Genomic DNA, 24,498 nt, shown 5'->3' on the forward strand with positions numbered 1-24,498 from the left:
CAGCGCTCCTAAAAACCTGATTTGCATTTCACTGGCGGGGGTAGGCCAGGAAACCGCGAGTGACGGTTTTAAGATTTTCAGGTGAACCGGCCCCCGGATCGCGGGAATCAGGTCCATGAACCTCGTAAAACAAAGCCCACTGCTCGCACAGTGGGCTCGTTAGCTCAGCTATTTAGTCACGCAGTTACTGAGGGGAGACTTCGGTCTTCGGTTTGCCGAAGTGCCATTCGTAGACCACGAATTTGAAGTCTTTCAGGTCGCCATTCTTGTCATACGACAGATCGCCAGTCGGAGTCTTGAAGGTACCGGCGTGGATGGCCTCTGCTACCTTGTCGGTGTCTTCGGACTTGGCTGCCTTGATGCCTTCGGCGATCAGCTCGACAGCCGAGTAGGCTGGGAACACGAATGGACCGCTTGGGTCTTTGCCGTCAGCCTTGATCGCATCGGCGATGGCTTTGTTGGCAGGATCCTGGTCGAAGGACTTCGGCAGGGTGACGAGCAGGCCTTCGGAAGCGCCTTGGGCAATCTGCGAGATGGAGTCGTTGCCGACGCCTTCTGGGCCCATGAACTTGGCTTTCAGGCCTTTTTCCTGGGCTTGGCGCAGGATCAGGCCCAGCTCTGGGTGGTAGCCGCCGTAGTAGACGAAGTCGACGTTGGCTTGCTTGAGTTTCTGGATGATCGAGGAGAAGTCCTTGTCGCCAGCGTTCAGGCCTTCGAACACGGCAACTTTGGTGCCTTTACCTTCCAGAGTGGTCTTGACCGCAGTGGCGATGCCTTCGCCGTATTGCTGTTTGTCGTGCAGAACAGCAACGACCTTCGGCTTGACGTGGTCGGCGATGTAGTTGCCGGCCGCTGGGCCTTGAGCGCTGTCCAGGCCGATGGTGCGGAAGATCAGCTTGTAACCACGGGAAGTGATTTCCGGGCTGGTGGCGGCGGGGGTGATCATGATCACGCCTTCATCTTCATAGATGTCGGACGCAGGCTGGGTGGAGCTGGAGCACAGGTGGCCGATCACGAACTTGACGCCATCGTTGACCACTTTGTTGGCGACTGCCACGGCCTGTTTCGGGTCGCACGCGTCGTCGTATTCCTTGGCTTCAAGCATTTTGCCATCGACGCCGCCCTTGGCGTTGATGTCCTTGATGGCCTGTTTGGCGCCGATGAACTGCATGTCGCCGTACTGGGTCACAGGACCCGTCTTGGGACCGGCGATACCGATCTTGATGGTGTCGGCGGCAAACGAATGGCTGGCTACCCCGGCCAGAACCATTGCGGCGAACAGCTTGGAAATCTTGATCATAGTGCTCCACTCATTCTGTTGTAATTCTTATAGTCCTGGCGGCCAGGGCTACAGACCGGGCGGGATTTGCGGCATGGCCATGCCAGACGCAAGCCCACCTTCCCCCGGAACATGTCCCGGAACTGTACCGGTACAGTGTAGAGCGCTGTCCAAGCGCTTGAAAAGCGGCTGAAAAGCGCCAATTTGCCGAGGTGTCGCTTGATCGACACAAAGATACAGAAAAGCGCCATCACTTTGCCTGCATCACCAGCCCCACCCCACAAGTTCGGGACCAATCGACCAATTTACGTATTTGAAACCGGGTTTTTCTGCAAAAATGCCGACCTTTTTCATTGGCCGATTTTTTGCCGGTAGGAACCCATGACTGATCAAACAAGCACCCTCTATGCCAAATTGCTCGGCGAGACTGCAATCATCGAGTGGAAGGCGTTGGAACGATTCTGGGCCAAGGGTGACCTGATTTGGGTCGCGCCTGAGTTGGACCTGATCGCCGTTGCCGAGGCGATGGCCGAGAATCGCAGCGAGATCTTCGCCAAGTGGCGTAGTGATGGCACTGTGGGGGCATTGTCGGCAGAGCAGGCGCTTGACCTGCAAAGCCGCGATCCAGAGATCTGGGCGGTGGTGGTTTCGCCGTTCGTGGTGATGCAAGAGAAGAAAGCGCAGTAATGTCGCGCTTTTTTGGTGCGTGGAAATGCACAGGCGCATCAAATGAGTGCGTGTTGACGCGCACGTAAGGTGGAAGTTGGTAACAGTGCCGGGGTGATTCGGCGCAGCGGTAACAGTTTACGGAATGCGTAATGGGGCCGCAGAGCGGCCCTTCGCGGGCAAGCCCGCTCCCACAGTCATCGCGTCGCGCTCACCTGCAGCGCTGTACCTGGGGAGCTGGCGACAGCCTGCGATGGGCCGCGTAGCGGCCCCAGTGCCTCAGTAGTCGACGCGCCCGGTGTGATTATTGAGCGAGATGACCCGGGTCTTACCGATCCGGTGGCGGAAGATCTCGCGCAGGTACTTCACCGCCTTCTTCACGCACTCGCGCGACAAGCGAATGTCGTTGATCGAGACAAACCGGCTCTTGTCGTTGATCAGTTCGCGGTATTTCTTCTCATACATCGGCTTGATCGCATACCAGTTGGTATCGAGGATCTTCGCCGGGTTCTCGAACTCATTGAGTAACTCGTCAATGCGCTCTTCCTCGAAGTGCTCGCTGGTGATGAATTCCAGGATGGCGTTGTCCAGGGTATCGTCGAAACGGTACGGGTTACGCGCGAAGCAGCGTTTGATGAACGCCACGATCAAGGTCAGGAAGTCGTCCGACAGGCAGGGGCTTTTGGCGATCAAGGTGGTCAGCGACAGGTTGGCCGAGGCGCCGATCACCAGCGCATAACGCTTGAGGGTGGTGTTGGGGAACAGGCTGTTGAGGTGGGTCTTGAGCCGGTTCAGGTCCATGTACGATAGCTTGTAGTCCTTGGGCAGCGAGACGATCGATACCACCGACGAGCAGTTCTTGAAGAAGTGCAGGTCATGCAATGCCGCCGGGTCGAAGCCTGAAGCCTGGTACTGCTCCAGCGCCGCGCGATAACGGCGCGACTCGATCGGCAGCAGGCTGATGCCTTCGATGGCCTGGGTCTGCTTGTTGAAGTGTGGCAGGTCGATGGAGCGGAAGAACAGATCATCGATGTCCAGGCGCGGTGCTTCGCGCTCGAATACCTTGAACTTGTCCGATCCCTGCGCCGGGATCTCCGGCACCACCGATTCGGCATAGGCAATCGCCACCGGGCCGGCCAGGCTCATGAATAGGTCATTGGCGTCCAGGCGGATGGTTTCGCCAATGTCGATGCCGGCGCGGCGGAAGTAGTTCTGATCGTAATCGGTGGTCACCGCCTGGGCGGTGAGGATGTTGAAGATCTGCTGGGAGATGTACTGGTTGGCGTGCTTCTCCATCGCGTTGACGTCGATGTTCTGAATGGTGCCGTCATCGCTTTCTTCGGCGTAGCGCATGATGTCGTTGGAAATCAGCATCATCGCGTTCCACGGGCGGATGCGGCCCATGACGCTGGCTTCGCTGCTGTCTTCGTTGTCGAAGTTATAGGAGAAGTCCCATTCCTCGGAGAGGTATTTGCACAGCAGGCGACCGGCGTTGATGTGCAGCGCCTCGGACATTTCACTGCGATGATCCGAGGCATTGGGCAGCACGCAGATGCCGCTGGTGAAGATCGGTTCGAAGACGAACGAATGCCCGCTCTTGCCGTCGTTCTCGTCGGCAGGCTTGGTGTCGAAGGTCTTGTTCATGTACGAATATTGCTGGGCCAGGCCGAATTCCGACGCCATGCCCGAACCGGTACCGCCACCGGCGCTGAAGATGTAGAAGTACAGCCGCGACTGGTTGGCCTTGATCCCGCAGGAGTCGATCAGGTACGAGTGGATCAATTTCCAGTCGGCGCTGGAGAAGCGCTGGGTGTCTTTGTTGAGGATGATCTTGGCCAGGTACTGACCGAGGATCGGTGCGTTACCGGCGCCACCGGCATGGACCTCGGACAGGTCCATGATCTTCATTTTGCTGTAGTCCCGCAGGAAGCCGCCGCGCTCACCCTTGCGCGAGAAGCGGATGCGTCCGGCGATGTCCTTGTCCAGGTCACCGAGCATCACCAATGGCTCGACCAGAAACACCGGTTTTGCGCCTTTGTTCTGCACCAGGCGCAGGTTCTGGCGAATCCAGCGGGCCGGGCTGTAGCCCGATTCACCTTTGTGGCGATCCTCGTTGTTGAATTCGTTGAGGAAGAAGGTGCGAGCGTTGTAGACCAGCTCCGCCACGTCCAGGGCGATGTTCGAGCCGCAGCGGCCAAGGCCGATCAGGCACACCGAAGGAAACTGCTGCTCCAGGCGCAGCTGGCTTTCGTCCTCGATGTGGCCGTTCTGGGGGAACACCAGGTCGCGCAGGCCATCGAGGTTGTCGAGGATGCGCTGGATATCCTGCTCGGTGTAATACAGGTACTGCTGCGCCGGCACGCTGCGAGTGGGCAGCGGTTCGCGCGCTGCTGTCATCAGCGCGGTGGAGGGGATCGCCGACTCGGGCACCGCATTGGCAGAATTATTAGTAGAGGTCATAGTGCGCCATTTGCCTGGAGTGGTTGGCCCGAAGAGGTGAGTATCATCTGGCCATCACGGAGAAGTTCGCGACTGTATCAGTGCGCCATTTACGGGTGCGATAGGGGTTTGCCTTACAGCTTCTAAGGGTTTTTCTTTCGCGATGGCATTACATCGCCCGTTTGTCACCCTTCTTTAATCTGGAGTCGTTCATGAGTACTGCACTGCCTGCGTTAGGATTCGCCGGAATCGGTCTGATGGGCCTGCCGATGTGCCGGCGGTTGTTGGCCGCAGGCTATCGGCTGACGGTATGGAATCGCAGCCCGGACAAATGCACCGAGCTGGTCGAGGCAGGTGCCCGTCTGGCTACCAGCCCGGCAGATCTCTGCCGCGATACCGACATGGTACTGCTGTGCCTGGCGGATACTGCCGTGGTGCGCGAGGTGGTATTCGGCGAGCAGGGCGTGGCCCAGGGCGGGCGCAGTGGACAATTGCTGGTGGACTTCTCCAGCCTGGAGCCGACCGCCACCCGCGAGATGGCCGCGGAGTTGGCTGCATTGTGTGGCATGGCCTGGCTGGATGCCCCTGTGTCGGGTGGCACTCCGGGGGCGGAGGCGGGGACGCTGGCGATCATGGTGGGCGGTGCGGCCGAGGATTTGGCCAGGGCACGCCCGGTGCTGCTCAACCTCGGCCAGCGAGTGACGCATATGGGCGCCGTTGGCGCAGGGCAGGTGACCAAGGCCTGTAACCAGATGATCGTCGCCTGCAACGCGCTAGTGATCGCCGAGGTGGTTGCACTTGCCGAGCAGTCAGGGGTCGAGGCCGGCCTGATCGCCGAGGCGCTGGCGGGCGGCTTCGCTGACTCCAAGCCTTTGCAGATACTCGCCCCGCAAATGGCCGAGAGCCGCTTCGAACCTATCAAGTGGCATGTGCGCACCTTGCTCAAGGACCTGGATACCGCTGTGAAATTTTCCCGCGAGCAGGGCACGGCAACCCCGCTCAGTGGCCTCGCCGCGCAATTGATGCGTTTGCATGGTAGCCAGGGGTATCTGCAAAAAGATCCGGCGACCCTGGTAGAACTGTATCGACACAAGGACTGAAGTCGCTGTCCTGGCGGTCGAGGCGTTCTAGCACCGGGCGCAGTTCGCCCAGCGGTACCGGGCGGCTGAGCAGGTAGCCTTGCAGGTAGTCGCAGCTGTGGGCGGCGAGGAATTCGTGCTGTTCGACGGTTTCCACGCCCTCGGTCACCACCTGCAGGTGCAGGGTGTGGGCCATCATGATGATCGCCTGGACGATCTCGCGGTCTTTCTGGCTGGAGGGGACATCCTGGATGAACGAGCGGTCGATCTTCAGCACGTCCAGCGGCAGGCGCTTGAGGTAGGCCAGTGACGAATAACCGGTGCCGAAGTCGTCGATCGACAGCGCCACGCCCTGGGCGCGGATGCGCTTGAGCAGGTTGATGGTGCGATTGATATCGCCCATCAGGGCATTTTCGGTCACCTCCAGCTCCAATTGCCGTGGCGACAGGCCTGCTTGGAACAGCGCCAGTTCCACCTCGGTGGCCAGCTCTTCGCGGCCCAGGGTCAATGCCGAGCAATTGACCGTCACCTTGAGGCTGGTATAGCCGTGGCGATTGAGCTGGGCCAGGTCTTCACAGGCGCGGCGCAGCACCCACAGGTCAAGGTCGGCGATCAGGCCGTTGGCTTCGGCAATCCCGATGAAGCGATCCGGCCCAAGCAGGCCGTGCTGTGGGTGCTGCCAGCGGACCAAGGCTTCGAGCTTGGCTACCTGGCCGTTGTGCAAATCGAAGATCGGCTGGTAATGCACGCACAGGCCGCGCTCTTCGAGCAGGGCCACGCGCAGTTCCTCTTCCAATTGCAGCTCCAGGGTGGCGCGGGTGCGCAGGCCGCTATTGAAGAAATTCAGGTTATTGCGCCCACAGCCCTTGGATTGATACAGGGCCAGATCGGCGTTTTTCAGCAGCTCCTCGGCGTTGCGGCCATCGTCGGGGAAGATGCTGATGCCAATGCTGGTGGTCATCACCATGCGCCGGCCGCCCAGATCGATCGGGTCTTTCATCCGGTGCATGATGCGCAGCGCTAGCTGGCGTGCTTCATCGCGGTTATTCAGGCTGGTGACGATGCAGAACTCGTCGCCGCCAAAGCGCGCCACCAGGTCCTGGCTGCGGGTGGCGGCCTTGATATGGCTAGCGATGACCTTGAGCAGGTCGTCGCCGGCGGCATGGCCGAGGCTGTCGTTGATGCGTTTGAAGTGATCGATGTCGAGAAACATCACCGCCAGCATGCCGTCGTTGGCGGCCTGCTCAGCCAGGCGCTCGGCAAACACTTGGTTGAAGCCGCGGCGATTGACCAGGTTGGTCAGGGCGTCGTAGTGGGCGGCTTGCTGCAGCGAAACACGGGCTTGATCCAATTGGCTGAGCAGCACGCTGACCCGACGTAGGTCGTGTTCTTTGCTTTGCAATTTCTTGTCGGCGAGGGCGGCACTGATGCTGCTGCCGCTGATAAGCAGGGTGATGACGGCGATGGTCAAGCCCATTTGCAGGCTGTTGTCGGTCGACGGCAGACTCAGGGCGGCGTCAGGGGGGATCACCAGGGTCATGGCAGCCATGCCGGTGAAGTGGGTGACCACGATGCCGGCCGCCATCAGCACGCTGGCGCCATACTTCATGGCCAGATGCAAGGTGCCGCTGCCGTTGCGCAAGTGCCGCGCCATCAACAAGGCCACCAGGCTGGCGGCGATGGCAATACCCAACGAGACCAGCAGCAGGTGGGTCTGGTAGTACTGTTGAGCACTGATTTGCAGGGCGGCCATGCCCACGTAGTGCATCAAGGTGATGCCCAGGCCGATGAAGACGGCGGCTTGAAGATAGTGACGCGAGCGCATTTCACTGCGGTCCAGGCTGTTCATCGCCAGCCAAGAGGCGAGCAGGGCAATCAGCAGGGACAGCCCGGTCATGGGTACGTCGTAGTGGATTTCCAGCGGTGCGCGGAAAGCCAGCATGCTGATGAAGTGCATGGCCCAGACCCCACCGGCCAGGCAACAGGCACCCAAGATGCGCCATTGCCGGCGCGCACCGAGGTTTTCGCTGTTGCTTTGCCGTTCGGCCATGTCCAGGGTGGCAAAACACGCCGCACAGACCACCAGATAGGCGAGCGCTACCAGGAACGGTTCGTGACGGCAGTCGAGTACGATCTGTCCCGTAGCCGGCAAATCGGCGAACAATTGCAGTCCCAGCCAGTCCATTGCTTGCCTCTTCGTCGACCCTGCACGCGTCTCCTGAGAAGCGGGATGGAGACTGTTCAGCAAGCAGTATAGGAAGAGGTGCTTAAGCCTTCCTGATTAATGGCATTTTGATCTCTACCATTTGGTTATTGGCTTAATAGCGGTTAGATCTAATAAGTTGGGGCCGCTTTGCGGCCCATCGCAGGCAAGCCAGCTCCTACAAGATCACGCGGACCTTGTAGGAGCTGGCTTGCCTGCGATGGGCTGCAAAGCAGCCCCACTATTTACAACCTTGAATTTAGCCCGCAACCAACACGCGAATCGCTTCCAACCGCAGCGCCGCCTTCTCCAGCATGGCCAAGCCATCAACCCGCTGTTTGCGCAGCGCATCGATCTCACTGTCGCGCACGCTCGGGTTAACCGCTTTGAGCGCGGTCAAACGCGCCAGCTCTTCATCGGCCTCAGCCGCCAGGCGCCGTTGCGCCTCGGCCACGCGCTCGACATGGACCGGCAAGATCTTGGCGTCGGCGCCAGCAATCCGCTGCGCAAGCGCATCGCGCTGCGCCTGGATGAATTTGTTGGCGCTGGCGCGCGGCACGCTTTCCAGCTGGTCGTTGAGGGTTTCGAACGCCACCCGCGCGGCCAGGTCGTTGCCGTTGGCATCGAGCAGGCAGCGCAGCGCTGCCGACGGCAGGTATCGGCCCAACTGCAAGTTGCGTGGCGCTACCACTTCGCTGACATACAGCAGTTCGAGCAACACGGTGCCCGGCTTGAGCGCTTTGTTCTTGATCAGCGCCACGGCGGTGTTGCCCATAGAACCGGACAGCACCAGGTCCATGCCGCCCTGGACCATTGGGTGTTCCCAGGTCAGGAACTGCATGTCTTCGCGCGACAGTGCCTGGGCGCGGTCGTAGGTGATGGTCACCCCTTCGTCGTCGCCCAGCGGGAAGCTGGCGTCGAGCATCTTTTCGCTCGGCTTGAGGATCAGGGCGTTTTCCGAATGGTCCTCGCTGTCGATACCGAAGGCATCGAACAGGGTTTCCATGTAGATCGGCAGGGCGAACTGGTCGTCCTGTTCGAGAATCGCTTCAACCAGGGCCTGGCCTTCGCCAGCGCCACCCGAATTGAGCTCGAGCAGGCGGTCGCGACCGCTGTGCAGTTCAGCTTCAAGGTTCTCGCGCTCGGTTTTCGCCTCTGCGACCAACTTGTCCCAGGTGCCGGTTTCACCGCTTTCGAGCAGCGGCAACAGGCGTGGGCCGAAGCGATGCTGCAGGGCGCTGCCGGTCGGGCAGGTGGCGAGGAAGGCGTTCAGCGCCAGGTGGTACCACTGGAACAGGCGCTCTTGCGGGCTGTCCTGCAAGTAGGGGATGTGCAGTTCGATGGTGTGCTTCTGGCCAATCCGGTCAAGACGACCAATACGCTGTTCGAGCAGGTCGGGGTGGGCCGGCAGGTCGAACATCACCAAGTGGTGGGCGAACTGGAAGTTACGCCCCTCACTGCCGATTTCCGAGCAGATCAGCACCTGGGCGCCGAACTCTTCGTCAGCGAAGTAGGCTGCAGCGCGGTCGCGCTCAAGAATGCTCATGCCTTCGTGGAACACGGTTGCCGGGATGCCGGAGCGCACGCGCAGCGCGTCTTCCAGGTCCATCGCGGTCTCGGCGTGGGCACAGATCACCAGGACCTTGGTGCGCTTGAGCATCTTCAGGGTATCGATCAGCCAGTCGACCCGTGGGTCGAAGCGCCACCAGCGCTCTTCATCATCGCCCGGGCCCTGGGCCTGGAAGGCCACTTCCGGGTACAGCTCGGCGCGCTCGCCGCTGGGCAGCTCGGCGTATTGCTCGGGATTGGGCAGCGGGTAGGGGTGCAGCTGGCGCTCAGGGAAGCCCTGGACCGCAGCACGGGTGTTACGGAACAGCACCCGGCCGGTGCCGTGGCGGTCGAGCAGCTCACGGATCAGGCGGGCGCTGGCCTCGCTGTCGCCATCGCTGACCGCAGCCAGCAGCGCTTCGCCTTCAGCACCGAGGAAGCCGTGAATAGTGGCGTGGGCCTTGGGCGACAGGCGGCCTTGTTCGAGCAGCTCCTGCACCGCTTCGGCCACCGGGCGATAGTTTTCGCTCTCGGCGCGGAAAGCGGCCAGGTCGTGGAAACGGTTCGGGTCGAGCAGACGCAGACGGGCGAAGTGGCTGTCCTGGCCAAGTTGCTCGGGCGTGGCGGTGAGCAGCAGCACGCCGGGGATGACCTCGGCCAGTTGCTCGACCAGGCCGTATTCAGGGCTGACCTGTTCTTCATGCCAGACCAGGTGGTGCGCTTCGTCGACTACCAGCAAGTCCCAACCGGCGGCGAACAGCGCGTCCTGGGCTTTCTCGTCGTCGACCAGCCACTCCAGCGCGACCAACGCCAACTGAGCGTCTTCGAACGGGTTGCTGGCATCGCTTTCGATGAAGCGCTCGGCATCGAACAGTGCCACCTGCAGGTTGAAACGCCGACGCATTTCCACCAGCCATTGGTGCTGCAGGTTCTCTGGCACCAGGATCAGCACGCGGCTGGCGCGGCCAGTCAGCAGCTGGCGATGGATCACCAGGCCGGCTTCGATGGTCTTGCCCAGGCCGACTTCGTCGGCCAGCAGTACCCGCGGGGCGATCCGGTCGGCCACTTCGCGGGCAATGTGCAACTGGTGGGCGATGGGCTGGGCGCGGCAGCCGCCCAGGCCCCACAGCGACGAGAGCATCTGTTTGCTGTTGTGCTGCAGGGTGTTGTAACGCAGCGAGAACCACGCCAGCGGGTCGATCTGCCCGGCGAACAGTCGATCGCTGGCCAGGCGGAACTGGATGAAGTTGGACAGCTGGGTCTCAGGCAGGGTACGCGGCTGGTTTTGCCCGTCGAGCCCGTGGTAGACCATCAGGCCGTCGATATCTTCGACTTCGCGAACGGTCAGCTTCCAGCCCTCGAAGTGAGTGATCTGGTCGCCTGGCGAGAAGCGCACGCGGGTCAGCGGCGCATTGCGCAGGGAATACTGACGGGTGTCGCCAGTGGCCGGATAAAGCACGGTCAATAGGCGGCCATCCTGCGCCAGGATGGTACCCAGGCCGAGCTCTGCTTCGCTGTCGCTGATCCAGCGTTGCCCCGGTTGATACTGCTGCGCCATACTGCCTGAACTCCCGCCGATGAAAAGCCGGCTATGTTAACGGATAGACCGGGCAGACCAAAGAATAAAGAGTCTAGCTGTTTCATCGACGAACACCTCAACACCACGAGGGCTCCAAGTCGAATGCTTGCCAAGCAGCGCTGGTTGAACGCCTCCCTGGGCCTGGGCAGCTTGCTGCTACTGGCCGCCTGTGACCAAAACAATGTTCAAACCCTGCCACCGATCCCGGTCGAGCAGCTCGAAGTACTTGGCGTACAGACGCCGATCAAGAGCGTGCACTTTCGTGACCGTGAGGGTGAAGGGCTACTGGTGCTGAGCCGGGTCGACGGCCAGGCCACCGATGCCGAGAGCGAGCAGGAAGTCGACAAGGTGGTGCTCAAGGCCACCCTGTATGCGCGCAGCGCGGACAGCGATGCATTCAGGCCGCGTTGGCAGATCGAGCAAGAGACCACATGTCCCGGGCTGGATCTGGATGTGGATTTCTATAGCGACGTCAGTGATGTCAGCGACCTTGATAAAGATGGCATCGCCGAACTGACCGTGGCCAGCCATGCGTTCTGTGGCGGCGGTATCGAACCCCATGACATCGCCATCGAAATGCGCGAAGGCCAGGCCATCTACAGCATCACCGGACAATCGCAGATTACCCCGGCCGGTGAGGAGCCCATTGGTGGCGAGCGCAAAGACAGCGCCTCGCTCAAGAGCGCCCCACAAGTCGTGCGTGAGCACCTCGATAGCGTCTGGCAACAGGTCTACAAGCGGCCCTGGAGCGAAACCAGCCTGTCGCCTGAGGATGAGCCGGACGACGAGCCAGCCCAGTAAGCCCATCTATACTTGCTGGTGCGCCGCTGTGACGCGCCGCACAATCGCCTGGCTGCACGCTCAAGACAGTTGAAGGCTGGCCGACACAGTAGCGACAGGAGAACTTCCCCATGCTGCCGCCGATCATCCCGCTCAGTGCCGCCCCCGTGACCTCGCAACAGGATCCGGTCAAGCCGACCCCCGATATTCGTCCGGTGGTCCCCGCGCAGCCTGCTTCCGGCGAAAGCGCCATTGACCTCAAGCACAAGCGCGACCCTGACGAACAAGCCCTGCTGCTGCGCGATGAGCAGCGCCGCCAGCAACAACGGCGGCAGAATAACCAGGACGAGCGTTACGAAGCCCTTGCCGGTGAAGAGCTCAACGCCGATAACACGGTACCGGTGGCGCCACTCGGCGAGCGTCCGAGGCAGGGTTTGCTGGTTGATATCGAAGTCTGACTGGTCAACGCCTGCGCCTGGCTTCATCATGCAAGTCTCTGCTGACTGTCGGGCCCGCCCATGAGTGAAGACAACCTGATCGACTTCGGTGCCGAGCGCGCCAAACGTATCCATGACCTCAAGGACAAGCGCCTCAATGAAGTGCGCCAGGCCTTCGAGCAGGCCATGCCGTTGAGCCAGGCCAAAAAGAAGAAGCCCAAGGGCAAGCCCAAGAAACGCTGAAACTTGACGCAGGTCAACCCTGCGCCCGCCTCGCGTGCCCGGCCTCGGGCACCATTGACCCCGGTCAATTTCCTCCTCTCTCGCATTGGTTACCTTGCATCCATCGGACAACGGCAAACGAATACGGGAGCGCCGACATGTTCTTCGACAATGTGGTTATCGCAGGTGTGGTAACGGTCGGGTTGATGGTGGTGTTCTTCGCCGGTCTGGGCATTTTCATCTGGAAGGATTCGAACAAACGCAAACCGCGTTGATTCTTCCCGATTCACGAGCACGCAAGGCATTTAGGGCGACTTCGGTCGCCCATTTTTTTGTCTGCGCTTTTTGCCGATGACGCGCTCATAGCGGGGCACAGAGCAAATGATATACAAAGATGATTAGCTAGCTAATTATTCGTTTCCGCTTTATCCTTGCCAGCATTGTCTATCGTTCTACTCATCACCCCCGCAAGGTCCGATTCGTGCCCATCACCCTCCAGGCTCTGTTCGCACCCAGCAACCTCGCCATCAAGTTCGCCATCAAGACCCTGTTGGGCGGCGGCCTGGCGTTGTGGCTGGCCATGCGCTGGGGGCTGGAGCAGCCGTCTTGGGCCTTGATGACCGCCTTTATCGTCGCCCAGCCTTTGTCAGGCATGGTGGTGCAGAAGGGCCTGGCGCGCTTGGCCGGGACCCTGGTCGGCACCTTTATGTCGGTAGTGTTCATCGGCTTGTTCGCACAGACGCCGTGGCTGTTCCTGCTTACCCTGGCGCTGTGGTTGGCGCTGTGCACCGCCGCTTCCACGCAATTGCGCAGTGCCTGGTCGTATGCGTTCGTGCTGGCCGGCTACACCGTGGCGATCATTGCCTTGCCGGCCATCGATCATCCCCTGCAGGTGTTCGATCAGGCGGTAGCGCGCTGCACCGAGATTTGCTTGGGCATCGTCTGCGCAACCGCTACCAGCGCCTTGCTCTGGCCCATGCGGGTCGAGCAACAGCTTGGTGGGCAGGCGCGCCAGGCCTGGCAAAACGGCATGCAAGCGTCGACTGCCATGCTCGGCGGTGAGGAGGGCGCGCGCCAAGGCTTGCTGGACATCCTGGGGCGGATCGTCGCCATCGATTCGCAGCGCGAGCACGCCTGGTTTGAAGGCAGCAGTGGCCGGCAGCGGGCCAGGGCCATTCGCGGTTTGAGTCAGAAACTGATGGTGCTGCTGCGCATCTCGCGCTCGGTACGCCGGCAGTGGCGCCAGCTCGATGACCAGGAGGCCCAGCGCCTGTCGCCGTGGCTGGAGGAGGTTCGCGCCCACTTGGCGCAGCCCGAACTGCCGAGTCTATTGCTGTTGCGCCAACGTATCTGGGACGCCGCCCACGATGAGCAGATCAGTTCTGCCGAACATTACTGCCTGGCGCGCATGGCTTTGTTGCTGGACTACGCTATGGCGGCGACCCAGGCTTTGCAGGATGTCGAAGAGGGCAGGACGCCCAAGGATGTGTCGCAAGGCCTGGCCGTGCATCGTGACCTGCCGCTGGCTTTGCTGTTCGGCTCGCGCAGTGCCTTGGCGTTTTTGGTCATGAGCAGTTTCTGGTTGGCCACCGCCTGGCCGTCGGCGCCTGGCGGCCTGGTGCTGACTTGCGTGGTCTGTAGCCTGTTTGCCAGCCGAGAGAACGGCGCACAGATCGGCTTGAGTTTCTTGCGCGGGATTTTCCTGGCGATCCCGGTGGCGTTCGTGGTGGGGCAGATTCTCCTGCCACAGTGGAGCAGCTTCGCCATGCTCTGTTTAGCCATGGGCGTGCCGCTGTTCTTCGGCGCCCTGGGCATGGCCCATCCGCGTACCGGCGCTACTGCCACCTCGTATTGCCTGCATTTCATTGTTTTGGTGTCGCCGCTCAATGTCATGCACTTTGACGTAGCGAGCATGCTCAACAGCGCCCAGGCGATGCTGATGGGGGTGGGCGCTGCGGTGTTGGCCTTCCGTCTGGTGGTGATCCGCCATCCAACGTGGTTGGGCCGGCGGCTGCGCGCGGCGACTCAGAGTGACCTGGTTCGCCTGACCCGCCGCGACCTGCGTGGCGCCGATAGCTGGTTCGGCGGGCGCATGGCCGACCGCTTGATGCAGCTGGCGCGCCATGCCAGCGAGCTGCCCGAAGCTCAGCGCAAGCGCTGGGACGATGGCCTGCATGGCCTGGACATCGGCGATGAACTGGTGCACCTGCGTATGTGCCTGGCTGTGGCCCAGGCACCGCTCGAAGCGGCGCAAAGGCAATACTTGCAGCAGGTCGAAGCGGTGCTTTCCAAAGGCCCGGCGCCGGGGCGCGGCCAGCGCCTGGATGCGGCCAGTGAGCAATTCATCGCGGCCCTGCGCCGCCAGCCGCCGAGCGACCCGCTGCGGCTGGCCGAGGGCGCCGTGCTGCAGTTACAGAAGAGCTGGGGCAAGTGGTGCCGTTGGCAGGAGGAAATGCATGGGCTTGCGTGAATGGGCGGTGGGCGGTGTGCTGCTCAGCCCGTTTCTGATCTACGTGCTGATTGCGCTGCTGGTGACCGGTGCGCTGCGCCTGCTGGTGCAGGCCACGCCGCTTGGGCGCTGGATTTGGCATGAAGCGTTGTTCGATGCGGCATTGTTCGTTTGTATCTTGTTCCTGGTGGTACGTCTGCTAGGGCCTTTGTAAGGAGTCAGTCCATGCGTACAGCGGTACGTACCCTGGTCACCCTGTGCGTGGTGATCATCGCCGTGTTTGCCGGCTATCATCTTTGGCAGTACTACATGCTGACGCCGTGGACCCGCGACGCCCGGGTTCGCGCCGATGTGGTCGTGATCGCCCCGGATGTGTCGGGTTGGGTGCGAGAGCTCAAGGTCCAGGATAACCAGCAGGTGAAAGCGGGCGATTTGCTCATGAGCATCGACCGAGAGCGCTTCCAGGCCGCGTTCGACCAGGCCAAGGCGGTCGCCGAGACCCGCGCCCACCAGTTGCACCTGCGTGAACGCGAAGCGGCACGGCGCACCGCGCTTGGCCCCGATGCGATCAGTGCCGAGCTGCGCGAGAATGCCCAGATCAATGCGGCGGTGGCGCGCGGTGAACTGCACGAGGCCCAGGCGCAGTTGCAAGTGGCCAAGATCAACCTTGAGCGCAGCGAAGTGCGCGCGCCGCGTAGTGGGCATATCACCAACTTGCGCCTGGCGCAGGGTAACTACGTCAACACAGGGCAGTCGGTGATGGCCCTGGTGGATGATTCGACGTTCTATATCCAGGCCTATTTCGAAGAAACCAAGTTGCCGCGCATTCGCGTCGGCGATTCGGTCAAGGTCTGGCTGATGGGGGCCGGCGATTCGATGCAGGGGCATGTACAGAGCATCAGCCGCGGGATCACCGACGCCAACAGTAACCCTGACAGCCAGCTGTTGCCTGAGGTTGAGCCGACGTTCAACTGGGTGAGGCTGGCGCAGCGGATTCCGGTGCGGATTCGCTTGGATCAGGTGCCACAGGGGGTGACCCTGAGCGCGGGGATGACGGCCAGTGTGCAGGTACATGAGGAGCAGGCCGAACCTTGAAGTTCTTGCCGGTCGTACTGCCGCTATCGCGGGGCTAGCCCGCTCCCACGAGGCCCGGGGAGCAGTCCATTGTGTGGGCTTGCCCCGCGGACGTCATGGCACAGTCCACTGCGTGGGAGCGGGCTTGCCCCGCGATAGCTTTGCAATAGACGACAGCGTTACAGGAACATCCCCCCGGAGACCTCCAGCCGCTGCCCAGTGATCCAGCCATTGCCCTGTTCAAGCAACAGCGCCACCGCTGCGCCAATATCATCAGGCAAGCCGACTCGTCCCAACGCGGTATTGCCCGCGATGAAGTCATTGACCTGGGCATTGTCGCGCACCACCCCGCCGCCAAAGTCAGTTTCGATCGCCCCTGGCGCGAGAATGTTCACCCGGATCCCCCGAGCGCCCAGCTCCTTGGCCTGGTAGCGGGTCAGCACCTCCATGGCGCCTTTCATAGCGGCATAGGCGGCATAGCCGGGCAGGGCGAAGCGGGTCAACCCCGTGGAAATGTTGACGATGCGCCCGCCGTCGGCCAGCAGCGGCAACATCTGTTGGGTGAGGAAGAATGGCCCTTTGAGTTGGATATTCAGCAACTGGTCGAACTGCGCCTCACTGGTTTCACTGAACGGCACGTTCAAGCCGATCCCGGCATTGTTCACCAGGTAGTCGAACTGGCGACGGCCAAAGTGCTGCTCCAGGGTTTCGCTCAGCCGTGCTGCAAAACCTGCGAAGCTGCAGCTGTCGGCGACATCTAATTGCAGCATGGCGGCGCGCCCACCCGCTTGCTGCAGTTGTTCGGCGAGTGCTTGGGCTTGATCGGCTTTGCTGTGATAGGTGCCGATGACATCGATGCCGCGCGCCGCCAGGTGTTGGGCGGTGTTTTTACCAAGGCCGCGGCTGGCGCCGGTGATCAATGCAATCTTGCGAGTCATGGCGAAGTCCTCATGGGTGGCTGTGAGGAACAGGTTATTGATCGCCTTCAGGCTGTTAAATCCTGTGAATTTGGAAATACTGTTCGCTAGATCCGGATAATCGAGTGCCTGAGGATGAACAAGCTTGAGCTGCTGAAGACCTTTGTCAGGGTCAATGAACTGTGCAGTTTCACCCTGGCTGGGGAGAGCCTGGGCTTACCGCGCTCTACCGTCTCCGAGCAGGTCAAGGCGCTGGAGCGATTGCTTGGCAGTCGGCTGTTCAACCGTACCACCCGCCGAGTCCAGGCGACTCAGGACGGGTTGCTGCTGTACGAGCGCAGTAAGGACCTGCTCTCGGGCATGGATGAGATCGAAAGCTTGTTTCGCGCCGACGATGCGCAATTGTCTGGCCGCCTGCGGATCGATCTACCGACCATGATGGCGCGGCGGGTGATCATCCCGGCGTTGCCGCAGTTCCTCCAGCGTCACCCTCATCTTGAGGTGGAAATCAGCTGCACCGATCGTCAGGTCGACCTGTTACGTGAAGGCTTTGATTGCGTGATGCGCATTGGGGCGCTCAGTGACCTGGACCTGGTGGCGCGGCCGATCGGCCAGTTGAGCATGCGCAACTGCGCCAGCCCCGCTTACCTGGCCACATTCGGCATGCCGCACAGTCTTGCCGACCTGACCGGGCATCGACTGGTCCACTACGTGCGCAATCTTGGCGCGCGCAGCGCAGGATTCGAGTATGAGCGGGAAGGGCAGGTGTACTTGCAGCCCATGAGTGGCGTGGTCACGGTCAACAATGCCGAAGCTTATTCTGCCGCTTGTCTGGCAGGTCTGGGCTTGATCCAGGTGCCTGCAGTTGGTGTGGCCGAGCACCTGCGCAGTGGCGCGTTGGTCTCGGTGCTCGAACCCTGGCAGGCCCAGGCCATGCCGGTATCTTTGTTGTATGCCCGTCAGCGCCATGTGCCACGCCGGGTTCAGGCGTTCATGAGTTGGTTGGCGGTGCTGCTCGAGGGGCAGGTCGATCCAGCGGCGAGCGCTAGTTGAACCGAGCGGATGGCTTCACGGCTGCGAAAACCTTGGCCGTCCCCTGGCGACTTGCGCTAGGCTGGCCCTTGCGCGTTGCCCGACAGAGGCAGCCGCCTACCCTGCGTGCGTGACTCCCATCTTTTTGCGAGGTACGCCATGGCCATTACATCCCAGGACATCTGCAGCGCCGCTGACCAGCTCAAGGGTTTCGTCGGCTTTCACGGCAAGCGCGGTACGCATATCGTGCGCTTTTCAGAAGACGCGTTCGGCATGGACGTGGCAGGTGACAGCATTACTCCCTGTAGCGAATTTGTCTGGCGAGCCGAAGCCGGGACGCGCATGGCGTTATGCCGTGAGCGGCTAGCCTTGTTACTTGGGCAACATGTGGATGATCGACTGAATATTGGCCAGCCTTTACGCATTTATTTGCAGCGCACGGACCTGCCGGAAATCGTCGCCGAGCGCAATTTGCGCTGATTGATCGGTTGTTCTTGTCCGGGGCGCGGTAGATGTTGTGGTAGAAGCGGCCTCTTCGCGGGCAAGCCCGCTCCCACAGGGGGCGCGCTGAACTGGAAATTGGCGCTATTGCTGTGGGAGCGGGCTTGCCCGCGAAGAGGCCAGATTTGACACAACCCCCAAGGCTCAACCCGCCCCATGCTGCTGATCATCCGGCTGACGCAACAAGGCCTCGAAACTGTCCTTGTCCACCGGCCGGCTCAAGTAATAGCCCTGCACTTCATGGCAGCGCTCCTTGCCCAGCGCCTTGAGCTGTTGCTCGGTCTCCACTCCCTCGGCGGTGACCGTCAAACCCATTGCCTTGCCCAGGTTGATGATCGCCTGCACGACCGCGCGGTCATTGCCGTTTTGGCTATTCAGGCCGGCAATGAAGCGCTTGTCGATCTTGATGCTGTCGAACGGATAGGTGCGCAGATAACCCAGCGATGAATAGCCGGTGCCAAAATCATCCATGTTCAGCCGCACGCCCAACTCCTTGAGCGCGAGCATCGTGCCTAGCGCCCCTTCGATGTCGTTGAGCATGACATTCTCGGTAATCTCCAGCTCCAGACGTTGCGCCGGGAAGCCGGTCTCCAACAGGGTCTCGCGCACATCGGCGACCACGTCACTGCGCGAGAACTGCGCCGGAGACAGATTGACCGAAACCAGCAGCGCCTGCGGCCAGTCGCGCGCGGTGCTGCAGGCTTCGCGCAGGACCCAGCGCCCGAGTGCGGCAATCAGGTCGCTTTGTTCGGCCAGCGGGATGAAGATGTCCGGGCCAAGCAAGCCTTCCTGCGGGTGCTGCCAGCGCACCAATGCTTCTACGGAAACGATGCGCAGATCGTCCAGGCGGTAGCGCGGCTGATAATGCAGGACGAACTCATTGTGCTTGAGCGCTCGGCGCAGGTCGTTTTCCAGCTGCCGGCGGTACTGGATCTGCTGGCTCATTTCCGGCGAGAAGTAGCGCCAGGTGTTCTTGCCGTCGGCTTTGGCCTGATACAGGGCAATGTCGGCGCAGCGGATCAGTTCGCCGGCATCGAACCCCTGCGATCGGGTCTGGGCTACCCCCAGGCCGGCGCCGATGTGCAGTTGTTGTTCTTCATAAGCGATGGGCCGTTGCAGCAGCTCGATCAGGCGCGCGCAGAGGCGGTCGATCTCGCTGCGATTGTCCATGCCGCTGAGGACCAGGACGAATTCATCACCGCCAAGCCGCGCCACCAGATCACCGTCGCGGGTGGTGTCGCGCAGGCGAGCAGCCACTTCCTGCAATACCGCATCGCCTGCCGGATGGCCGAGCGAGTCGTTGATTGGCTTGAAGTTGTCCAGGTCCAGCAACAGTAAGGTCAGCGGCGGCGAGTCGCTGCCGCGCAGCAGGGCTTGCTCCAGATGACGCGACAGTTTGTTGCGGTTGGCCAGGCCCGTCAGGGCATCATGCATGGACAGGTGCTGGATCCTGGCGTGGGCATCGACCTCGTCGGTGATGTCGCTGGCGGTCCCGCGAAAACCTGCCAGCTTGCCGGCATACACAATCGCACGTGCCGAGATCCGGCAGTAGCGGTTCTGCCCGGTGTGGTCGCGGTAGGCGCAGCGCAGGTTGGCCAACTGCTGTGGATCGGTGTCGGTCTGGGCGTCCAGCCAGGGTGACAGGGGCGTGGTGTCGCACGCCAGCAACTGGTTGAGCGGCTGGCCCAGCCAGTCCTCCACGCGATACCCGGTGACGCTGGCGAAGCGCTGCGAGAGATAGGTCAGGCGCTGGTGGCGATCGGTTTCCCAGATCCAGTCAGACGCCGCCTCGGCAACTGCGCGAAAGCGCTGCTCGCTGGCTTCCAGGGCCTGATTGCTCTGTTGCAGGCGTTGCAGGCTCAGGTCGATGGCCTGTGAGCTGCGCAACGCATGGCGAAACAGATAAAGCATCACCAGGCCCAGCACTACTAAAGCGCCGAGCAAGGGCGGCAGCACCGCCCAGAGCAACTGGCGGCCGGGTTGTGGGCTACTCCAGGCCAGGCGATAGCCGGTGTTGCCCAGGGTTATGCGCGGTTGGCCGTGGGCATCGCTGTTGACTGGCTCGACGCGCATGTCGCTCAAACCTGCACCCTGGCCGAGCTTGGTCAGCTTGGCTTCGGTCAGTTGGTCGACGAAGAGCATGATCGACGCCTGGGCCACGTCGGCTTCTGAAACCTCTATGTCAGGGCGAATGGCGGCGGCAGTGAGTACTGCCGGCCAGCCGTTGAGCAAGGCGAAATGAGTGATCTGCTCGCGTGCGGGGGCGGCTTTTCGCGCTTGGGCTATGATCGGCGCCAGGGCAGCGTCTATATAGGCGCTGGCCGGCGATTGGCTTGGGCTGCCTTTAAATAGGGCATAGGTTGTGCGCTGGTCATCAATGACGAACACGCCTTCATAGCCGCTGGCGCTGAACAGCGATTCGCCGACGTTCTTCTCTTCGTACGCCCATTGCCAGTCGACCTCACCGCTCAGGTGCCGGTAGGCGGCGTCCCACACCGCGTAGCTGGAAAGAAACTGACGCGAGGCGAGCAGGCGCTGCTCCAGTGCTTGGGTGGCGTGGAAGGTGCTTTGATCCTGCTCTTGCTGATCCAGGGTGGCAGCGATATTGAACAGCGCCCCGAGCGTGACCAGCGCGGCCAGCAGAAACAGCGCAGAGAAGCCAAAGATCAAACGATGTACTTGCAGACGTGGAGCGGGGCTTGCGGGCGATAGGGCGACGGTCCTGTCCATGCGCGAGGCTACTCCTTGTAGAACTGCATCCCTCCCGCCGATGGCTTGAGGGAAGGTTCATTCAGGATAGGCCAGCCTGAGCGGTGCGCCGCCGCCACGATTGAAATTCACCTGGTCGCGGCCTTGGTGCTTGGCTGCGTACAACGCTTTGTCGGCTTCTTCAAGCCAGTGTTCGGCAGACTTGAGCTCGGCATTGAACGCCGCCAGGCCGATGCTCAGGCTGATACGCAGCGCAGGCAGCTGCGGGTTGCGGTAGGCATTGACCCGTTCACGCAGGCGCTCCATGGCCTGGCCGGCACGCGCTTCGTCGATATTCGGGAAGATCACGCAAAACTCGTCGCCGCCGTAGCGCCCGCCCAGGTCATCCTCGCGCAGGTTACGCCGCAGTTCCTGGCTCAGATGGCGCAGCACGCAGTCGCCGACCACATGACCGAAGGTATCGTTGATGGACTTGAAGTGATCGATATCGATCAGGGCGATAACCGCGGGTAGCTGCTGCTGGCGACAGATCTGGAATTTGAGTAGCAGCAGGTCCTTCCACGAGCCATGGTTGAGCAGGCCGGTGAGGCTGTCGGTGCGGCTCAGGGCGCTGAGTTGGCGCTTGTGATCGGCCAGCTTGATTGCCAGCCGGTAGCACACCCAGCCCAATGCCAATGGGTAGAGGGTGAGCATCGGCAGGCAGGCGAAAACCTGCAAGGAGGTGGCTTGCAGCTGCAAGCCGGTACCGACTAGCAAGCTGGCCAGCAGCATACCGGCCAGCTGTGCCAGTAAACCGCGAATAACCAAGCGTTTGCCGCCGGCGGCGACATTGTTCATGGCCATCATCGACAGGATGGTGACACTGGGCAGTGGATTGAAGTGGAAGGCAGCGGTCCAGAACCCGCCCATCAGCGAATCGAGCAACAAGTTGCGCTGCTCGGCCCGGTAGGGCGCTGCCGAGCGCATCGCCCACTGATAGGCCAGGTGTGGCCAGGCTACAGCGTTGACCAGCATCAGCACCCAGACCCAGGTCGGCGGCTGCAAGGGGGCCATCGCAGCCATCACGCAGAACAGGCCAATGCCCATGCCGAGGATCCGCGGCAGGTAGATGCGCCTGACGAATGAGAGTCCCTTGCCGCTGTTATTATCGATCATGGTCGTGGTTCTTCCGTGGGACGCCGTTTATCGCATAAATCGCGTGAATATTGTTCAACAGTGTTCGCTCGGCGAAAAATGACCTTACAAGCCAATTCACGGTTGATCCGATCACTGTGGGGTAACATGAACGCCTTGTTCCTGCTCGGAGTGCTTCTGTTCATGCTGCCCACGGCCTCTCACGCCGCTGACCCGGCGCACTACAGGGATGGACGATTCCACAATCAGGCGACGCTGCCCCAGGATGGGGTAATGAAGAAACTGCGCATTGGCCTTAAGTACTTGTTGTTGCGCAAGCCCCCCGAGACCCGACCCGTTGCGCCAATCAGCCTGCTGCCGATGACCCGCCAGCAGGTACTCGATGCGCCAGACCACAGCCTCTGGCGACTGGGGCATTCAACGGTACTGCTCAAGCTGCGTGGGCGCTTCTTTATTACCGACCCGGTTTTCGCCGAACGCGCCTCGCCGGTGCAATGGGCTGGGCCAGTGCGTTTTCATGCGCCGCCCCTGGCGTTGAACGAGGTGCCGGCACTGGCCGCGGTGATTCTGTCGCACGATCATTTCGATCACCTCGATGAACAGGCCATTCGCCAACTGGCAGGGCGCACTGACAAGTTCCTTGCCCCCTTGGGCGTGGGCGACCGGCTGATCGACTGGGGTGTCCCGAGTGAGAAAGTGCGTCAGCTCGACTGGTGGCAGGAAACCGAGGTGGGCGGCGTGCGTTTGATCGCCACCCCGGCGCAGCATTTTTCTGGCCGTGGGCTGTTCGACAGCAATCAAACCCTGTGGGCCTCGTGGGTGATCATCGACGATGACCTGCGGCTGTTCTTCAGTGGTGATACCGGCTACTTCGACGGCTTTCGGCAGATCGGCGAACGCTATGGGCCGTTCAACCTGACCCTGATCGAGACCGGTGCCTATAACCTGGCCTGGCCGAATGTTCATATGCAGCCAGAGCAGAGCTTGCAGGCACACCTGGATTTGCGCGGGCAGTGGTTGTTGCCGATCCACAACGGCACCTTTGATCTCTCCATCCATGGTTGGCAGGAACCGTTCGAGCGCATTCTGGCGTTGGCCGCGCAGGCGCAGGTGAAACTGAGTACGCCGCAGATGGGCGAGCGCATCAGCCTCGACTCACCGCATGCCGGGCAGAACTGGTGGCAGCCACGTCCGATACGCCAGCAGGGCAGGGCGGCGCAGCGCTCGGTGGCTTCACGCTGAAGATCAGAGCTTGGGCTCCTGGCGGCGGCTTGTGGGCTTATTGCCTTCTTTAAGTAGCTGCGAAGGAGGCTTGCCGCTGTCGCTGCGGACTTGGGCGTGGCTTATGAGGGCGAAGATAAAGCTGCCGCCGATAATGTTGCCGACCAGGGTGGGTAAGGCGAACTCCAGCCAGAAGGCCTGCCAGGTTTCATCTCCGGCCCATACCAGGTAGGACACTTCCACGGAGCCTACGACGATATGGGTGAAATCGCCCAATGCCATCAAGTAGGTAATCATCAGGATGATCCAGATCTTGGCGTTCTCCATGGCGGGGATCATCCAGACCATGGTGGCGATCATCCATCCGGAGACGATGCCCTTGGCGAACATCTGGCTGATGTCGTTCTTCATCACCTTGCGGCCCACTTCCAGAAACGCCACATCGGCCTTGCTGTCGAAGATCGGCAATTCGAGCATCACCCACGCTACTAATATAGTCCCGGCCAGATTGCCCAAGAGAACCACGCTCCAGAGTCGCAGCAGCCGACCCAGATTGGCCAGGGTGGGAGTGGTCATCAACGGCAGCACGGCAGTCAGGGTGTTTTCGGTAAACAGTTGTTGGCGAGCCAGAATCACGGCCATGAACCCCGCGCTGTAGCCGATGCTGGCAATCACCTGGGCGCTATCGCCTTCGGGTAGGCGGGCATAGAACAAGCCCATGGCCATGAGCGATAGGCCCATGCTCAGGCCTGCGGCCAAGGCTGACCACCATAGCGCGGCGAGCGTGCGCTCAAGCTCCTGGTCGCCCTGGGCACGAATGATCTCGTGCAGGACCGCTGCTCGGGGCGGTTGGTTGTGGCTGATTTCCTGCTCTTCATCCGCTGACAGGCCTGGGGTTTTGTCGCTCTGCGCATCGCTCATGGCCGCTGTGCTCCGCTGGGTGGTTCTCTACAGATCCATTGCGCTTCTATTTAGTTGCTCACAACCCGAATAACAGTCAGAAAGTTTTTTAGATCAAGGTGTTGACTCTGATTTCAAACCGCGTATTATTCGCCTCCTCGCAGCGATGCACGCAGCGAGATGCAACAAGCGTTTGAGATTCACGGCGGTAAAAAAGGTAGTTGACAGCAGCTTGTAACGCTGTAGAATTCGCCTCCCGCTACGAGAGATCGCAAGCGAGTCAAGTGTTTGAAGTTGAACGAGTTTCTCGCAAAATACTTCGAAATAAA

Annotated in this window: 20 protein-coding genes; 12 read left to right on the forward strand and 8 right to left on the reverse strand. The window is 61.2% G+C overall.

The window, feature by feature from the left end; translation table 11 throughout:
- Positions 1-184 precede the first annotated feature (184 nt).
- A complete protein-coding gene (locus tag OIU19_RS19375) occupies positions 185-1,300 on the reverse strand; it encodes a branched-chain amino acid ABC transporter substrate-binding protein (RefSeq protein WP_186557588.1) in 1,116 nt (371 codons plus the stop codon).
- Positions 1,301-1,660: 360 nt separating this feature from the next.
- Between OIU19_RS19375 and OIU19_RS19380 the strand changes: the two genes are divergently transcribed.
- Positions 1,661-1,966 (forward strand): DUF2288 domain-containing protein, encoded by a 306-nt coding sequence (locus OIU19_RS19380; RefSeq protein ID WP_264236376.1) that lies wholly within the window; start codon positions 1,661-1,663, stop codon positions 1,964-1,966.
- A gap of 258 nt (positions 1,967-2,224) precedes the next feature.
- Here the strand turns inward: OIU19_RS19380 and OIU19_RS19385 are convergent, their stop codons facing one another.
- Positions 2,225-4,342 (reverse strand): hypothetical protein, encoded by a 2,118-nt coding sequence (locus OIU19_RS19385; protein ID WP_372353335.1) that lies wholly within the window; start codon positions 4,340-4,342, stop codon positions 2,225-2,227.
- Positions 4,343-4,596: 254 nt separating this feature from the next.
- Here OIU19_RS19385 and OIU19_RS19390 point away from each other — a divergent pair, with 254 nt between their 5' ends.
- Positions 4,597-5,484: an NAD(P)-dependent oxidoreductase gene (locus OIU19_RS19390; RefSeq protein ID WP_264236377.1), complete on the forward strand. Its 888-nt coding sequence runs from the start codon at positions 4,597-4,599 to the stop codon at positions 5,482-5,484.
- On the opposite strand, the gene OIU19_RS19395 is transcribed toward OIU19_RS19390, so the two are convergent.
- Positions 5,384-7,648, reverse strand: coding sequence for a bifunctional diguanylate cyclase/phosphodiesterase (locus OIU19_RS19395; protein WP_264236378.1), 2,265 nt, complete (start codon positions 7,646-7,648; stop codon positions 5,384-5,386). The two genes, OIU19_RS19390 and OIU19_RS19395, sit on opposite strands and share 101 nt — an antisense overlap.
- A 277-nt stretch (positions 7,649-7,925) precedes the next feature.
- On the reverse strand, positions 7,926-10,772 hold the full coding sequence (gene rapA, locus OIU19_RS19400; RefSeq protein ID WP_264236379.1) for an RNA polymerase-associated protein RapA: 2,847 nt from the start codon (positions 10,770-10,772) through the stop codon (positions 7,926-7,928).
- A 123-nt stretch (positions 10,773-10,895) separates the two neighbouring features.
- Here rapA and OIU19_RS19405 point away from each other — a divergent pair, with 123 nt between their 5' ends.
- From OIU19_RS19405 to OIU19_RS19435, 7 genes are all read left to right on the forward strand, one after another.
- Positions 10,896-11,594: a M949_RS01915 family surface polysaccharide biosynthesis protein gene (locus OIU19_RS19405; protein WP_264236380.1), complete on the forward strand. Its 699-nt coding sequence runs from the start codon at positions 10,896-10,898 to the stop codon at positions 11,592-11,594.
- 110 nt (positions 11,595-11,704) lie between these two features.
- Positions 11,705-12,031 (forward strand): aspartate-semialdehyde dehydrogenase, encoded by a 327-nt coding sequence (locus tag OIU19_RS19410; protein WP_186557595.1) that lies wholly within the window; start codon positions 11,705-11,707, stop codon positions 12,029-12,031.
- Between the two features lie 60 nt (positions 12,032-12,091).
- The gene (locus OIU19_RS19415) at positions 12,092-12,253 is read left to right on the forward strand and encodes a hypothetical protein (protein WP_264236382.1); all 162 of its coding nucleotides are present in this window, start codon (positions 12,092-12,094) and stop codon (positions 12,251-12,253) included.
- Positions 12,254-12,390: 137 nt separating this feature from the next.
- Entirely contained in the window at positions 12,391-12,507 is a 117-nt protein-coding gene (gene ccoM / locus OIU19_RS19420; protein ID WP_025340347.1) for a cytochrome c oxidase subunit CcoM, read from the forward strand.
- A gap of 206 nt (positions 12,508-12,713) precedes the next feature.
- Positions 12,714-14,702: an FUSC family protein gene (locus OIU19_RS19425; protein WP_264236383.1), complete on the forward strand. Its 1,989-nt coding sequence runs from the start codon at positions 12,714-12,716 to the stop codon at positions 14,700-14,702.
- The gene (locus tag OIU19_RS19430) at positions 14,689-14,895 is read left to right on the forward strand and encodes a DUF1656 domain-containing protein (RefSeq protein WP_186557598.1); all 207 of its coding nucleotides are present in this window, start codon (positions 14,689-14,691) and stop codon (positions 14,893-14,895) included. Before OIU19_RS19425 ends, OIU19_RS19430 begins: the two co-directional genes overlap by 14 nt.
- A gap of 11 nt (positions 14,896-14,906) precedes the next feature.
- On the forward strand, positions 14,907-15,776 hold the full coding sequence (locus OIU19_RS19435) for an HlyD family secretion protein (protein WP_264236384.1): 870 nt from the start codon (positions 14,907-14,909) through the stop codon (positions 15,774-15,776).
- Positions 15,777-15,934: 158 nt separating this feature from the next.
- Here the strand turns inward: OIU19_RS19435 and OIU19_RS19440 are convergent, their stop codons facing one another.
- Positions 15,935-16,693 (reverse strand): SDR family NAD(P)-dependent oxidoreductase, encoded by a 759-nt coding sequence (locus OIU19_RS19440; protein ID WP_264236385.1) that lies wholly within the window; start codon positions 16,691-16,693, stop codon positions 15,935-15,937.
- Positions 16,694-16,807: 114 nt separating this feature from the next.
- On the opposite strand from OIU19_RS19440, the gene OIU19_RS19445 reads away from it, so the two are divergent.
- Both OIU19_RS19445 and OIU19_RS19450 read left to right on the forward strand, forming a co-directional pair.
- On the forward strand, positions 16,808-17,725 hold the full coding sequence (locus tag OIU19_RS19445) for a LysR family transcriptional regulator (protein WP_264236386.1): 918 nt from the start codon (positions 16,808-16,810) through the stop codon (positions 17,723-17,725).
- A gap of 138 nt (positions 17,726-17,863) precedes the next feature.
- On the forward strand, positions 17,864-18,184 hold the full coding sequence (locus tag OIU19_RS19450; RefSeq protein WP_264236387.1) for a DUF2025 family protein: 321 nt from the start codon (positions 17,864-17,866) through the stop codon (positions 18,182-18,184).
- A 165-nt stretch (positions 18,185-18,349) separates the two neighbouring features.
- Here OIU19_RS19450 and OIU19_RS19455 read toward each other — a convergent pair whose 3' ends face one another.
- Both OIU19_RS19455 and OIU19_RS19460 read right to left on the reverse strand, forming a co-directional pair.
- Positions 18,350-20,935, reverse strand: a complete 2,586-nt coding sequence (locus tag OIU19_RS19455) for an EAL domain-containing protein (protein ID WP_264236388.1) — start codon at positions 20,933-20,935, stop codon at positions 18,350-18,352.
- A 57-nt stretch (positions 20,936-20,992) separates the two neighbouring features.
- Positions 20,993-22,069 (reverse strand): diguanylate cyclase, encoded by a 1,077-nt coding sequence (locus tag OIU19_RS19460; RefSeq protein ID WP_264236389.1) that lies wholly within the window; start codon positions 22,067-22,069, stop codon positions 20,993-20,995.
- 126 nt (positions 22,070-22,195) lie between these two features.
- On the opposite strand from OIU19_RS19460, the gene OIU19_RS19465 reads away from it, so the two are divergent.
- On the forward strand, positions 22,196-23,290 hold the full coding sequence (locus tag OIU19_RS19465) for an MBL fold metallo-hydrolase (RefSeq protein WP_264236390.1): 1,095 nt from the start codon (positions 22,196-22,198) through the stop codon (positions 23,288-23,290).
- 3 nt (positions 23,291-23,293) lie between these two features.
- On the opposite strand, the gene OIU19_RS19470 is transcribed toward OIU19_RS19465, so the two are convergent.
- Entirely contained in the window at positions 23,294-24,190 is an 897-nt protein-coding gene (locus OIU19_RS19470; protein WP_264236391.1) for a formate/nitrite transporter family protein, read from the reverse strand.
- Between the last annotated feature and the right edge of the window lie 308 nt (positions 24,191-24,498).

This window comes from Pseudomonas sp. BT-42-2, assembly GCF_025847435.2.
Classification (GTDB): Bacteria; Pseudomonadota; Gammaproteobacteria; order Pseudomonadales; family Pseudomonadaceae; genus Aquipseudomonas; species Aquipseudomonas urmiensis.

Excerpts from the sequence above, each read along its gene's own strand:
- OIU19_RS19375 (WP_186557588.1), bottom strand. The coding sequence starts at position 1,300 with ATGATCAAGATTTCCAAGCTGTTCGCCGCAATGGTTCTGGCCGGGGTA.
- OIU19_RS19380 (WP_264236376.1), top strand. The coding sequence starts at position 1,661 with ATGACTGATCAAACAAGCACCCTCTATGCCAAATTGCTCGGCGAGACT.
- OIU19_RS19385 (WP_372353335.1), bottom strand. The coding sequence starts at position 4,342 with ATGACAGCAGCGCGCGAACCGCTGCCCACTCGCAGCGTGCCGGCGCAG.
- OIU19_RS19390 (WP_264236377.1), top strand. The coding sequence starts at position 4,597 with ATGAGTACTGCACTGCCTGCGTTAGGATTCGCCGGAATCGGTCTGATG.
- OIU19_RS19395 (WP_264236378.1), bottom strand. The coding sequence starts at position 7,648 with ATGGACTGGCTGGGACTGCAATTGTTCGCCGATTTGCCGGCTACGGGA.
- rapA (WP_264236379.1), bottom strand. The coding sequence starts at position 10,772 with ATGGCGCAGCAGTATCAACCGGGGCAACGCTGGATCAGCGACAGCGAA.
- OIU19_RS19405 (WP_264236380.1), top strand. The coding sequence starts at position 10,896 with ATGCTTGCCAAGCAGCGCTGGTTGAACGCCTCCCTGGGCCTGGGCAGC.
- OIU19_RS19410 (WP_186557595.1), top strand. The coding sequence starts at position 11,705 with ATGCTGCCGCCGATCATCCCGCTCAGTGCCGCCCCCGTGACCTCGCAA.
- OIU19_RS19415 (WP_264236382.1), top strand. The coding sequence starts at position 12,092 with ATGAGTGAAGACAACCTGATCGACTTCGGTGCCGAGCGCGCCAAACGT.
- ccoM (WP_025340347.1), top strand. The coding sequence starts at position 12,391 with ATGTTCTTCGACAATGTGGTTATCGCAGGTGTGGTAACGGTCGGGTTG.
- OIU19_RS19430 (WP_186557598.1), top strand. The coding sequence starts at position 14,689 with ATGGGCTTGCGTGAATGGGCGGTGGGCGGTGTGCTGCTCAGCCCGTTT.
- OIU19_RS19435 (WP_264236384.1), top strand. The coding sequence starts at position 14,907 with ATGCGTACAGCGGTACGTACCCTGGTCACCCTGTGCGTGGTGATCATC.
- OIU19_RS19440 (WP_264236385.1), bottom strand. The coding sequence starts at position 16,693 with ATGACTCGCAAGATTGCATTGATCACCGGCGCCAGCCGCGGCCTTGGT.
- OIU19_RS19445 (WP_264236386.1), top strand. The coding sequence starts at position 16,808 with ATGAACAAGCTTGAGCTGCTGAAGACCTTTGTCAGGGTCAATGAACTG.
- OIU19_RS19450 (WP_264236387.1), top strand. The coding sequence starts at position 17,864 with ATGGCCATTACATCCCAGGACATCTGCAGCGCCGCTGACCAGCTCAAG.
- OIU19_RS19455 (WP_264236388.1), bottom strand. The coding sequence starts at position 20,935 with ATGGACAGGACCGTCGCCCTATCGCCCGCAAGCCCCGCTCCACGTCTG.
- OIU19_RS19460 (WP_264236389.1), bottom strand. The coding sequence starts at position 22,069 with ATGATCGATAATAACAGCGGCAAGGGACTCTCATTCGTCAGGCGCATC.
- OIU19_RS19465 (WP_264236390.1), top strand. The coding sequence starts at position 22,196 with ATGAACGCCTTGTTCCTGCTCGGAGTGCTTCTGTTCATGCTGCCCACG.
- OIU19_RS19470 (WP_264236391.1), bottom strand. The coding sequence starts at position 24,190 with ATGAGCGATGCGCAGAGCGACAAAACCCCAGGCCTGTCAGCGGATGAA.